This window comes from Flavobacterium quisquiliarum, assembly GCF_019308285.1.
Taxonomy (GTDB): Bacteria; Bacteroidota; Bacteroidia; order Flavobacteriales; family Flavobacteriaceae; genus Flavobacterium; species Flavobacterium quisquiliarum.
In genome coordinates this window covers 14,718-27,441 of the sequence record NZ_WWEM01000040.1, presented here as the reverse complement: position 1 = coordinate 27,441, position 12,724 = coordinate 14,718, and the positions used below count along the sequence as shown (strand labels likewise).

14 protein-coding genes are annotated in these 12,724 nt (G+C 33.1%); 10 read left to right on the top strand and 4 right to left on the bottom strand.

Features of this window, described 5'->3' with window-relative positions:
- Positions 1–35: 35 nt before the first annotated feature.
- Positions 36–587: a 1-acyl-sn-glycerol-3-phosphate acyltransferase gene (locus GSY47_RS23540; RefSeq protein ID WP_179004370.1), complete on the bottom strand. Its 552-nt coding sequence runs from the start codon at positions 585–587 to the stop codon at positions 36–38.
- A 64-nt stretch (positions 588–651) separates the two neighbouring features.
- Here GSY47_RS23540 and GSY47_RS23535 point away from each other — a divergent pair, with 64 nt between their 5' ends.
- From GSY47_RS23535 to GSY47_RS23510, 6 genes are all read left to right on the top strand, one after another.
- Positions 652–1,317: a spermidine synthase gene (locus GSY47_RS23535; protein WP_179004368.1), complete on the top strand. Its 666-nt coding sequence runs from the start codon at positions 652–654 to the stop codon at positions 1,315–1,317.
- Between the two features lie 4 nt (positions 1,318–1,321).
- Complete coding sequence (locus tag GSY47_RS23530) at positions 1,322–1,999, top strand: peptidoglycan DD-metalloendopeptidase family protein (protein ID WP_179004366.1); 678 nt, start codon at positions 1,322–1,324, stop codon at positions 1,997–1,999.
- A 6-nt stretch (positions 2,000–2,005) separates the two neighbouring features.
- Entirely contained in the window at positions 2,006–2,482 is a 477-nt protein-coding gene (locus GSY47_RS23525) for a hypothetical protein (protein ID WP_179004364.1), read from the top strand.
- Positions 2,483–2,491: 9 nt separating this feature from the next.
- Positions 2,492–3,016: a hypothetical protein gene (locus GSY47_RS23520; RefSeq protein WP_179004362.1), complete on the top strand. Its 525-nt coding sequence runs from the start codon at positions 2,492–2,494 to the stop codon at positions 3,014–3,016.
- Positions 3,017–3,064: 48 nt separating this feature from the next.
- Positions 3,065–3,535 (top strand): nuclear transport factor 2 family protein, encoded by a 471-nt coding sequence (locus GSY47_RS23515; RefSeq protein ID WP_179004360.1) that lies wholly within the window; start codon positions 3,065–3,067, stop codon positions 3,533–3,535.
- A 119-nt stretch (positions 3,536–3,654) separates the two neighbouring features.
- Positions 3,655–5,397 (top strand): APC family permease, encoded by a 1,743-nt coding sequence (locus tag GSY47_RS23510; protein ID WP_179004358.1) that lies wholly within the window; start codon positions 3,655–3,657, stop codon positions 5,395–5,397.
- Between the two features lie 229 nt (positions 5,398–5,626).
- Here the strand turns inward: GSY47_RS23510 and GSY47_RS23505 are convergent, their stop codons facing one another.
- Complete coding sequence (locus GSY47_RS23505) at positions 5,627–7,114, bottom strand: aminotransferase class V-fold PLP-dependent enzyme (protein WP_179004356.1); 1,488 nt, start codon at positions 7,112–7,114, stop codon at positions 5,627–5,629.
- 182 nt (positions 7,115–7,296) lie between these two features.
- On the opposite strand from GSY47_RS23505, the gene msrA reads away from it, so the two are divergent.
- A complete protein-coding gene (gene msrA, locus GSY47_RS23500) occupies positions 7,297–7,830 on the top strand; it encodes a peptide-methionine (S)-S-oxide reductase MsrA (RefSeq protein WP_179004354.1) in 534 nt (177 codons plus the stop codon).
- A gap of 81 nt (positions 7,831–7,911) precedes the next feature.
- A complete protein-coding gene (locus GSY47_RS23495) occupies positions 7,912–9,480 on the top strand; it encodes a protein adenylyltransferase SelO (RefSeq protein ID WP_179004352.1) in 1,569 nt (522 codons plus the stop codon).
- Between the two features lie 75 nt (positions 9,481–9,555).
- Here the strand turns inward: GSY47_RS23495 and GSY47_RS23490 are convergent, their stop codons facing one another.
- Both GSY47_RS23490 and GSY47_RS23485 read right to left on the bottom strand, forming a co-directional pair.
- Positions 9,556–10,527 (bottom strand): YpdA family putative bacillithiol disulfide reductase, encoded by a 972-nt coding sequence (locus GSY47_RS23490; protein WP_179004351.1) that lies wholly within the window; start codon positions 10,525–10,527, stop codon positions 9,556–9,558.
- A 1-nt stretch (position 10,528) separates the two neighbouring features.
- Positions 10,529–11,002: a CYTH domain-containing protein gene (locus GSY47_RS23485; RefSeq protein ID WP_179004853.1), complete on the bottom strand. Its 474-nt coding sequence runs from the start codon at positions 11,000–11,002 to the stop codon at positions 10,529–10,531.
- Positions 11,003–11,186: 184 nt separating this feature from the next.
- On the opposite strand from GSY47_RS23485, the gene GSY47_RS23480 reads away from it, so the two are divergent.
- Together GSY47_RS23480 and GSY47_RS23475 are read left to right on the top strand one after the other, a co-directional pair.
- Positions 11,187–12,104, top strand: a complete 918-nt coding sequence (locus tag GSY47_RS23480) for an OmpA family protein (RefSeq protein WP_179004349.1) — start codon at positions 11,187–11,189, stop codon at positions 12,102–12,104.
- Positions 12,105–12,123: 19 nt separating this feature from the next.
- Positions 12,124–12,672: a hypothetical protein gene (locus GSY47_RS23475; RefSeq protein WP_179004347.1), complete on the top strand. Its 549-nt coding sequence runs from the start codon at positions 12,124–12,126 to the stop codon at positions 12,670–12,672.
- Positions 12,673–12,724: the final 52 nt, after the last annotated feature.

Below are 12,724 nucleotides of genomic sequence, written 5' to 3'. Positions count from 1 at the left end.
CGCGATTCTCACGCGTTTGAAAAAAAAGTCAATTTTTACAATTTAATGCCGTTTTCAGGAATTTTACCTAAAACGCCTTCATAATGTTTTTTCAAAACTTCGTAATCGGCTTCGTAATTTCCAGTTGGATAAAATGGCTCTCCAAGATTTACTTCTTTTTTACCCCAGTCAAAAGCTACGGGGACAATTGGCACTTTTGCTTTAAGCGCTATAAAATAAAATCCGGTTTTGATTTCGTTCACTTTTTTTCTAGTTCCCTCTGGGGCAACGGCAAGACGAAAAACTTCTTTTCTTTCAAAGATTGCAGCAATAGCATCTACTTTATTTAATCCGCCAGTACGATCTAAAGGTTCCCCGCCAACATTTCTAAAATAATAACCAAACGGAAATCTAAATAATTCCTTTTTGGCGACGAAATTCATCTGTAATCCGGATATGCCACGAGTAAAAAGCCCTATGTAAAAGTCATGATTACTCGTATGAGGCATTACTACTAATATACATTTTTTTACTTCTGCATTCTCCAGCCCCACTATCTTCCAGCCCATTAGCTTATAAAAGATGAATTTGTATAATAGTTTTTTCATTAAAGATGTATTATTTGATGCAAAATAAAAGATTTAATGGTAAATTTGAGTAAAAGCATACAAAATGATTCGAAAATTTTTCAGTTACATTATCCCTATAAAAATATTCAAAAAGAAATCAGCTAGAAGCAAAATGATTGAAGTTACATGGGCAAATGGCGAACTGGTTTTAGATACTGAAAACACCAACTATTCCTATGGAAGTTTACAGCGTATATTAAGGTACGGACTTCGAAATATAGGTTATGAGAATATTCTAAAAATGAATCATATTTTATTATTAGGAGTTGCCGGCGGAAGCGTTGTTAAAACCTTAGTAGATGAAATTGAATATAAAGAAAAAATAACGGGTGTTGAAATTGATTCCGAAATGATTCAGATTGCAAATCAATATTTCAACCTCAATCAGATTAAACAATTAGAAGTAGTTATTGATGACGCTTTTGAATTTGTTTTGAAAACAAAAGACAGATATAACCTTATCATTATAGATATTTTCGAGGATACGCATATGCCTAACTTTTTGTTCGAAAAGTTTTTTCTAGATAGAATCTGTACTTTATTAAAAGATAATGGTTATGTTTTATTCAATACCATGATTCTGGATGAAGCACATAATGTTAGAAATCGAAAATATATTTCTGAAGTAAATTCAGAACTGTTTACTACTAAAATGTTGCCGCGAATTGAAACACACAACGAAATAATAATTATAAATAAAGTAGCCTAATTTCATGAGACCCCTTACCTCCATTTTAAACGCCTTACCTCCTACTAAAATTATTGATGAAACAATTAGTATTTCAGAATACACACCAATTAATCTCTCCGTTTCAAATCAGGAACTAATTGATGCAAAGCTGGATACATCGGAAGATTTTGAAAAATATATTTTAAATTATCTGGAAAGAAAAAATGCAAAAGTTGCTTTTGGCGGTTATATAGAAGGACGTTCTTTATATCAGAGAAGTTCCATTTTTTTGAATGAATCAAAACCTGAACGCAATATTCATATTGGTTTAGATTTATGGACAGATGCCGGGACGGCTGTTCTTTCGGCACTGGATGGAAAAGTTCATAGTTTTAAAAACAACATCGGATTGGGAGATTATGGTCCAACCATAATATTGGAACACGAAGTAGAAAATGAAAAATTTTATACTTTATACGGACATTTGTCGTTAGAAAGTATAGAAAACTTAACGATCGGAGACTATTTCAAAAAAGGCGAAAAGATTGCAACTTTAGGAAAAGCCTCAATAAATGGTGATTATGCACCGCATGTCCATTTTCAAATCATACACAATATTGAAAATTACTTAGGAGATTATCCTGGTGTCTGCAATACAAAAGACCTTAATTTTTATATCGAAAATTGTCCCGATCCTAACTTATTATTAAAAATTACTTAAATAGTTATGAAGAAAGCAGGATTGATTATATGTTTGTTATTATTAATTGGATGTAAATCTAAAACAGTAAACAGAGATACTGAAGATTTAAAAATAAAGAAGGTTTCCGGATCTGAAATAAATGCAAATCAACAGCAAAAAGCATATGACTTAGGAAAAAGAGTGCTGTCGACTTGTAATACTTCAAAATTTAAACCTTTTAACGAAACTGAAGTAACCAAATCGGTAATGGAAAATACAACCGAGGAGCGTTTAACAAAAACCTGTCAAAGGTTTAGACAGTATTACGGAAGCTTTATTGATTTAAAACTAGACGGAGTTTACAAAACCAAACAAGAAGTCATTTACCGCTATCACGCTTTATACAGTAAAAAAGTAGCAAACAAAGAATTAAGAGTCTTTGTGAATGATGAAAACCTCATTTCTGCCATAAAATCAATGGATTGGGATGAAAAATTTGACGCTAAATTGGCTAATCAATAAATTAAAAATATGAATTTAAAATTATCCCTTCTTCTAATATTGTTTATCTCGACATTTGCAAAAGCACAGCAAACTATTAGTGTAAAAGGTTCGGCTCCTTTTCCTGCAACTCAGGAATACACTTTTATCTGCGAAAAATATGCTTATACAGGCGAAGCAAAGATTCAAATAGCAAAAACAGATAAAGGCGGTATTTTAAAAATTACAATTGATACTGCTAATGACAAAGCAAGAATTGCCGGTGGTTTGTATATAGATTTAACCAATGCAGATGTTATTGCGTGTACAGATAAAAACGTAAAAGAATCAGTTGATGGAAAAACAACTTCTTATTATTATTTTACTCCGACAGAATGGTTAAAACTAAAAAAGACCGATATCTATGCTGTTAGATTTATAATTGCCGGAGGATCAAATGATTTTGGAAATCAGACAGGATATTTTACCGCTTACAACAAAATGAATTATTTCTCGACGGCATTCGATAAAAGTAAAAAAACATTTGATACAGCTAAAGAAATTAGTGTTTTGTAATGATTTTTGAATTTAATAAAATCTTATATTTAACATCAAAAATTTCCTATGAATCCAAACGAAACCCTAATAACAAAATTTTATACTGCTTTTGCAAATGCCGATGCCAAAACAATGAGCGAATGTTATCATCCAAAAGTTCATTTTGTTGATCCAGCTTTCGGTTTACTTAAAGAAGATCAGGTTTCAAAAATGTGGGAGATGCTCCTTATAAAAAGCAAAGGAAACTTAAAAATTGAGTTTTCAAACGTAAAAGCCGATGATTCTACTGGTTCTGCCAATTGGGTTGCAACTTATAATTTCAGCAAAACAAATAGAAAAGTAATCAATAAAATTAGAGCTGAGTTTGTTTTTAAGGACGGATTAATCATTAAACATACTGATAACTTTGACGTTTGGGAATGGTCTAAACAAGCCTTTGGTCCAACCGGATATTTGTTAGGCTGGACAGGTTTTTTTCAGAAAAAAGTGCAGAAACAAGCCTTGTTATCACTCCAAAAGTTTCAGGAATCTACATAATACCTTCATTAAAAACTTTAATTTTCAATAAGTTTTTAAATTAATATCTGCCTTTTTTGCCCGATTATAATTATTTGTTGCTTATTGTTTTTTACTAAAAGTGTAAATCTCAAATACTAATGAAAGAAATCGTACACAAAAAATTAAATCAATTACAGGCAACTGCAATCTGTGGTAATGATATTAGTTCTTCCTGCCTTTATGTATCTGCTTTAACAATATTATATGCCGGACAATATGCATGGATTTCACTGCTTATTGTTGCTGTTGTTTTATTTCTTTTCAGAAAAATTTATGGAGAAGTTGTAGGTGCAATTCCATTAAATGGTGGTGCCTACAATGTTCTATTAAATACTTCTACTAAACGATTGGCTTCTTTGGCCGCTACGCTGACCGTCTTGTCTTATATGGCAACAGCAGTTATTTCAGCCTCAGAAGGAATGCATTATTTGCACGGAATTTTTGAAGGACTCAATGTCACAATTGCAACTGTTGTTGTCTTAGTTTTATTTACTGGCTTAGCTATTCTAGGAATCGGGGAATCAGCATTTGTAGCCGTTATAATTTTCCTGACACATATTGGAACATTAAGTTTGTTGGTTTTGGCTTCCATTTGGTTTGTTTTAACTCATGGCTTGGAAACTTTTCATATAAATTGGCACACTCCTATTGCTTATGAAAATATCAAAATAGCTCTTTTTCTAGGATTCTCAGCGGCGATGTTAGGAATTTCAGGCTTTGAAAGTTCAGCTAATTTTGTAGAAGAACAAGAACACGGAGTTTTTCCTAAAACACTTCGAAACATGTGGGGAATTGTGAGTTTCTTTAACCCTATAATTGCTATTTTATTGATTAGTGTTATTCCGTTAACAGAAGTTGGTGAAAATAAAGAATCACTTCTGGCACATTTAGGACAAACTACTGGCGGAGCCTGGCTCGCTTGGTTGATTTCTATTGATGCTGTTATGGTACTTTGTGGTGCAGTTCTAACTTCATTTGTTGGGGTTTCAGGGCTTTTAAACCGAATGACATTAGATAGAATTCTCCCAAATTATTTCTTAAAAACAAATAAAAGAGGTGCACATTATAGAATTGTCATTAGTTTTTTAATTCTTTGTATTTCTGTGCTTTTTGCTACAAGCGGGCATTTAGAATCTTTAGCGGGAGTTTATACCTTCTCATTTTTAGCCGTTATGGCTTTATTCGGAATCGGAAATTTACTCTTGAAATATAAACGAAAAAAACTTCCAAGACCAGAACGCGCTCGTGGTATTGCAGTTGTTGCTGCTGTAAGTTTTGTTATCGCTGCTTTTATTGGTAACATGGAACTCAACATTAATTCGTTCTATACTTTTCTCCAATATATGATTCCTGCTTTGATTTTTATAGGAATCATGCTGAATCGTGTTATATTAATTCGGTTATTAATCGAAGCTTTAGAATACTTCTATCAGCCATTAAGAAAAATGGTTATCCTCAGTAATCGATATCTTCAAAATTTAAGCACACAAATCAATTCGCAGGAATTTGTCTTTTTCACTAAAGGCGACGATATTACAATTCTAAACAAGGTTTTGCAATATGTTGAAGACAATGAAACCACCAAAAAACTAAAAATCGTGCATGTAAAAAACGACTCAACAAATAACGAAGCGCTTAAAAAAGATCTTGAAGTTCTAGATCGCGCCTATGACGGACTTGATATAGAATATTTAGAGATTCAAGGTATTTTCGGTCCGGAAATAATTGATGAACTTTCGCAGAAATGGAAAATCCCTAAGAATTTTATGTTTATAGGTTCTCCTGGAAATAAGTTTTCCTATCGCGTTTCTGACCTTGGCGGAGTAAGATTAATTATGTAATTTTTAAGGAGCAGAAACACTTGTTTTCTAATAACTTCCAGTCCCGCTATCCACTTTATCTTTTATGGTGAACCCCACCATAAAAGGATACCGTTTCTATCGGGGCTAAACTATAAACATTCATTTCTAAAAAAAACAATAAACCCGATAGCGTTCAGACTATCGGGTTTGCATTTTATATAACAGCGTTCTTTAGGTAAATCTTTGCTGCTGATCGGTTAAACAAAAACTAAGATTTAAACCAGCTCTCTACTAATTCATCTTCAAATGAGGTAGCGTCTTTATGAATAAATTCATTTCTGCTTTTGTCATAAGAATAATCCAAAGCCCATTCTTTATGATTTGCTGCTAATTCTTTAATACTTTGACAAACAAAAGCAATCTCTTTATCAGTAGTTGTCGGGTGAATTGACATTCTAATCCACCCCGGTTTTTTGATTAAATCACCAATTGTAATTTCGTTAACCAATTTATTAGAAGTCTCCTGATCAACGTGTAATAAGTAATGTCCATAAGTTCCAGCACAGCTGCATCCTCCTCTAGTTTGGATTCCAAAACGATCATTTAAGATTTTTACACCTAAATTGAAATGTAGATCATCAATAAAAAACGAAATTACACCAAGACGCTCTTTATGCTGCCCAGCTAAAATTTTAATATTTGAAACAGCTTCTAATTCGCTGAAAACATAATCAACGATTTCATGTTCTCGCTGCATAATGTTTTCAATTCCCATCTCCTCTTTAAGCTCAATAGCCAAAGCTGTTTTAATAACCTGCAGAAAACCAGGAGTTCCACCATCTTCACGATCTTCAATGTTATCAATGTATTTATGTTCTCCCCAAGGATTTGTCCAGCTTACAGTTCCACCTCCAGGACAATCCGGAATCATATTATTGTATAATTTTTTGTTGAAAATTAATACACCAGAAGTTCCAGGGCCACCTAAAAATTTATGTGGAGACATGAAAACCGCGTCCAAATATGCTTCAGGATCAGCAGGATGCATATCTACTTCTACATAAGGACCAGAACAAGCAAAATCTACAAAACAAACACCATTGTATTCGTGCATTAATTTTGCAGCTTCATGAAAAGGAGTTCTTAATCCTGTAACATTAGAACAAGCTGTAATCGAAGCAATTTTAATCGTTCTATCACTGTATTTTTCTAATAAAGCTTCAAGATTTTCTAAATTGAAAAGTCCTTTTTCGCAAGACGGGATAATTTCAACATCAGCAATAGTTTCCAGCCATGAAGTTTGATTAGAATGATGTTCCATATGCGAAATAAAAACGATTGGTTTCTTTTCCGCAGGAACATTCGTAAAACTTTTTAAGTTTTCTGGAATTTTTAAACCTAAGATGCGCTGAAATTTATTGATAACTCCAGTCATACCCGTTCCGTCAGTAATTAAAACATCGTCACTATTTGCATTGGCATGACGTTTAATAATATGTCTGGCATGATGATAAGCTTTTGTCATAGCAGTACCAGAAATAGTAGTCTCAGTATGTGTATTGGCTACAAAAGGGCCAAATTCGTTCAATAATTTTTCTTCAATTGGACGATACAATCTTCCACTGGCAGTCCAATCAGTATAAACAATTGATTTTCTGCCATAAGGTGATGTAAATTCCTGATTTATACCGACAATATTCTGTCTAAATTCCTGAAAATAAGTTTCAAGTGTGATGGTACTATTTTTGCTATTCATTAGTTGTGCCTTGTGTTTGACTGCAAATATATCGTTTTTTTATAAAATTGCGAATTTATCAATAACAAACTTCAAACATTACATTCCTATCGGGTATCTTTAGTTAAAAGAACTATTTTTTAACAAATTATCATAATATCCTATCGAATTAATAGGCAATAAACAAACAGAAAGTATTATTTATGGGAAATTTATCAGTAGCTACCTTTGGTGGCGGTTGTTTTTGGTGTATTGAAGCTGTTATTCAGCGTTTAAAAGGAATAGAATCAATAAAATCAGGTTATTCAGATGGATTTATAAAGAATCCTGCTTATCGAGAAGTTTGCACTGGCAGAACTGGACATGCAGAGGTTATCCAAGTTACTTTTAATCCTGACATAATTTCATATCATGACTTAATTTTTATTTTTATGACAAGTCATGACCCTACAACTTTAAATCGTCAGGGAGGAGATAGCGGAACGCAATATCGTTCTATCATCTTATATCATAATGAAGAACAAAAAGAAATTGCAGAAAAAGTTTTTGAAGAAGTACAACCTGCATACGCAGACCCAATTGTAACGCAATTGAAACCCTTTGAAGTGTTTTATGAAGCAGAAGATTATCATCAAAATTATTATAATGAAAATCAAGAAGCTGGATATTGCCAAGTAGTAATTGATCCGAAAATTCAAAAACTAAAAAAAATGTACGCTGATATGTTAGTGGACTAATTTTTTAAGTTAGCCACAGATTAAATGGATTAAAAAGGATTCTTTTAATCCATTTAATCTGTGGCAAAATAAAAAAGTAAAATGAAAAATTTAAAAATAAACAACCGATTTACAACTGAATTACCTGCGGATCCAGAATTAACAAATGAAATTCGTCAGGTCAAAAACACTTTGTTTTCGTATGTAAATCCAACAAAACCTTTAAATCCGGAATTAATTCATGTTTCTGAAGAAGTAGCTGAATTAGTCGGGATTTCAAAAGAAGAAATTCAATCAGAAGAATTCGTAAATGTATTTTCGGGTAAAGATATTTTAGATAACACAAAACCTTATGCAATGTGTTATGCAGGACATCAGTTTGGTAATTGGGCTGGGCAACTTGGAGATGGTCGTGCTATTAATTTAACTGAAGTTGAAAACAACAATCAATTTTATACATTGCAATTAAAAGGAGCTGGAAAAACACCTTATTCTAGAACTGCTGATGGTTTGGCAGTTTTACGTTCTTCGATTAGAGAATATCTTTGCGCTGAAGCTATGCATTATTTGAGAGTTCCTACTACTAGATCGCTTTCTTTGATTCTTTCTGGAGACCAAGTGTTGCGTGATATTTTATATAACGGAAATCCAGCTTATGAAAAAGGTGCAGTTGTTTGCCGTGTAGCTCCATCATTTATTCGTTTTGGAAATTATGAAATGTTAACGGCCCGAAATGAACTTAAGAATCTTAAGCAGTTTGTGGAATATACCATCAAACATTACTTTCCAGAAATTAACGGGGAACCAAAAGAACAATATATTCAATTCTTTCAAAAAGTTGCGGATACTACTCGCGAAATGATCTTGCACTGGCAAAGGGTTGGTTTCGTACACGGTGTTATGAATACCGATAACATGTCCATTCATGGAATCACAATTGATTATGGTCCGTATGGCTGGTTAGAAAATTATGATCCAGATTGGACGCCGAATACAACAGACAGCCAAAATAGAAGATATCGTTTCGGAAATCAACCTCAGGTGGCGCAATGGAATTTGTTTCAATTGGCAAATGCACTCTATCCTCTTGTGAATGAAGCCGCGCCTTTGGAAAAGATTCTAGATTCGTTTATAGTTGATTTTGAAGAAGATTATAAAAATATGTTTTTAAGTAAATTAGGGATATTTACTTCAAGTATTACTGATGATAAAATTATAAAAGGTTTAGAAGAAATTTTACAATTATCAGAAACCGATATGACCATATTTTTTAGAAATCTTAGTCAGATTAAAAAAGGGGATTCTGTAGAACAAGCATTCGAAAAGATTGAATATGCCTTTTATTTGCCTCAAGAAATAAAAGACACAATTCTGGATGCGTGGCAGAAATGGCTTTCAGTTTATCTAAAGAGATTGAAGAATGAAACACTTTCTGATGAAGAGCGTGCGTCAAAAATGAATCAAATAAATCCAAAATATGTGCTTCGAAATTATATGGCGCAATTGGCGATAGATGCGGCTGATAAAGGAGATTATTCTTTAGTAGATGAACTATTCCAGCTTTTAAAGAAACCTTATGACGAACAGCCGGAATCTGAAAAATGGTTCGCGAAACGTCCAGATTGGGCTAGAACAAAAGTTGGCTGTTCCATGCTTTCTTGCAGTTCTTAATTTTTTCCGCCACGAATTCACGAATTATTTTTTGACAATCTACTAGTGAAAATTTGTGAATTCGTGGCGGAAAAATTATTTAGAAGTAATATAATCCACAATCATACTAGCGTGGATTCTTGAATTTTCTATAAACCATTTGTGTGTCTGCATACCGCCGCAAACTACACCAGCCAAAAATAAACCTTCTACATTGGTTTCCATAGTTTCTGAATTGTAAACCGGGATTTTCAATTCATCATCAGAAAGCTGGATTCCCATTTTTTCCAGAAAATTTAAATCTGGTTTATAACCAGTTAAGGCTAAAACGAAATCATTCTCAATTGTAATTTTGCCGTTTGGCGTTTCAATTTCTACCTCATTTTCGCGGATTTCAGTAATATTCGATTGAAAATAAGCTTTAATGCTTCCTTCTTCGATACGGTTTTCTATGTCCGGTTTTACCCAATATTTTACACGGCTGTTGATTTCGTTTTTACGAATCACCATCGTAACTTCTGCTCCTTTTCTCCAGCATTCTAAAGCTGCATCTACAGAAGAATTATTGGCTCCAACGACCAAAACTTTTCTAAAAGCATATTCATGTGCTTCCTTATAATAATGACGGACTTTGGGTAAATTTTCTCCTAAAACATTCATTTCTATTGGAATATCATAAAAACCGGTCGCAATGATTACATTTTTAGATAGATATTCTTGTTTGTCTGTTTTTACATGGAAACTCCCATTGCTGTCTTTTTGTACATCGATAACTTTTTCGAAAAGATTAATATTGAATTTAAAATAACGATGAATATTTCTATAGTATTCTAAAGCTTCCTGACGTCCAGGTTTTGGTGCTAGACAATTAAATGGAATGTCTCCAATCTCTAATCTTTCTGCTGTTGAGAAAAAGGTCATATAAAGCGGATAGTTAAAAATACTATTTACGATTGCACCTTTTTCTATGATTAAATATTTCAGATTTTTTTTTTCGGCTTCAATGGCGCAGGCAAGTCCAATTGGTCCTCCGCCTATTATTATTAGGTCGTATATTGCTTCTGTCATTTTATTTCTGCCAGTCTTTAAAAGGATTTTTACTTAAATAAGCGTTGTAATATCTTTCGTCATTGGTCACTTCTTCTCCAAGCCAGTCTGGTTTTTCAAAAGATTCTGTTTCAGAACTCAATTCTATTTCTGCCATGACTAAACCTTCGTTTTCTCCATAAAATTCATCAACTTCATAAACATGATTTCCTGATTTTATTTCATAACGTGTTTTTTCAATTTTACCTTTCTCGCACAATTTCAGTAGTTCTGTAGCCTCGTCCAACGGAATTTCGTTTTCCCACTCAAAACGAGACATGCCACCGCCTTGACTTATTCCTTTAATAGTAATAAATCCTTTATTTCCTTTGATTCTAACTCTAACGGTTCGTTCTGGAGCAGAACTCAGATATCCTTGAGCAATTTTATTTTGAGTAAAAGCTTGATTCTTGAAGTCGTCAGATTTGACAAGAAATTTTCTTTCTATTTCGACCATTTTAAAACGTAAATTATTTTGATGCAAGTTACTCATTTTAATCAAGTCCGAGAAAAGATAAAAAATGAAAAATATGTTAATTTGAATATTTTACTTCAAATTAAAAACATTAAAATAACTGATTATTAATATATTACGTGTTATTTTTTTAGTTAAATTTGATAGAATCTTAACTTCATCATCTATGTCTAAAAAAGCACTTTATCTATTAGGCATTGCAATTACCATTATTTTAGGTACCTTTTTATATCTAAAATTCTGCTGCAACTGCTCTGAGAAAATTACAACGGATGATACTCCAAAAACAGTTTCAACACCTGTTCAAGAGCCTAATTTTGTTCCGTTTGTATTAAATGGTCCTGGAATTGAATATCAGACACATGATAATCTCAAGTTCCTTAAAAACAGCGCAACTTTAATAATACCTGTCAGTGATTCTGTCATTAGTGGTATTCAAAAATTAAAGACATTCTTGGTTTCAAACCCTCAGCAAAAAGTTACGATAACGGGCTATGCAACATCAGACGAAACAAATTCCACCACATTTGAGAATTTAGGTCTGGCAAGAGCAAACGAAGTCAAAAATTATTTTGTCTCTGAAGGATTATCAGAAAAACAATTCAATACAAAAGGTGAAATTATAGACAAATGGAAAATGAGTGCAGATACACTTCTAGGCCCAGCAAATTATGCCTTTGACACTATAGATTCTACTGCTACTGCTGCAACGACCGATGAATGGACAGCTTTAAAGGATAAAATAAATGCAGATCCTTTAATTCTTCATTTCAATACGAATCAGTCTAGGGAAACTTTAACCACTCTTGAAAAACAAAAAGTTGCGGATATTGTAAAATATACAGAACATGTAAAAGAGGCTGTTGTTTTAGCTGTAGGTCATTCTGATAATGTTGGAAACCGTGATTCAAACATTGTTTTAGGACAAAAAAGAGCAGAGTTTTCTAAAAATTATCTTTCTAAAAAAGGTATTGATGCCACAAGGATTGAAACGCAATCTAAAGGGCCAGATGAACCAATTGGAGATAACAATACTTCTGAAGGAAAAGCATCAAACAGAAGAACCGTAATTACTATTAAATAATTAATCAAAACATACGATCATGAATATACCTTGTATCTTAATACCTGTGCTAGTGGGATTAATCTGTGGAATTTTAGGTTACTTACTAGGAAAAATGAATTCGAAAAATGATGATTCTCTCGCATTGTCGCTTCAGGCAGATTTAGACGCCTGTAAAGCTAATACACGAAATCTCAATGCAAGAATTACTACTTTAGAAGCCGATTTAGCTGCAGCAAAAGCCAATCCAGCTCCTCAATCATTCGCTGGAACCGCTCCAACTGTGATTCCATTTAATAGTGAATTGGCAGTGACTGTTCTCGGTAAAAAAATAAAAGAAAATGATTTGAAAGTTGTAGAAGGAATCGGACCAAAAATAGAAGCTTTATTCAATGACGCTGGAATAAAAACGTGGTATGATCTTTCTCAGGCTTCAACGGAAAAACTACAGTCTATTCTAGATGCTGGTGGAGAAAACTACGCCATTCATAATCCAAGCACTTGGGCAAGACAAGCTTTAATGGCTTATCAGGGGAAATGGCAGGAATTAAAAGACTGGCAAGATAGTCTTTTAGGTGGAAAAGAGTGATTTTTTTAAAGGTTCAGAGAGGCAGAGTGACAAAGTTACAAAGGTTTTAAAC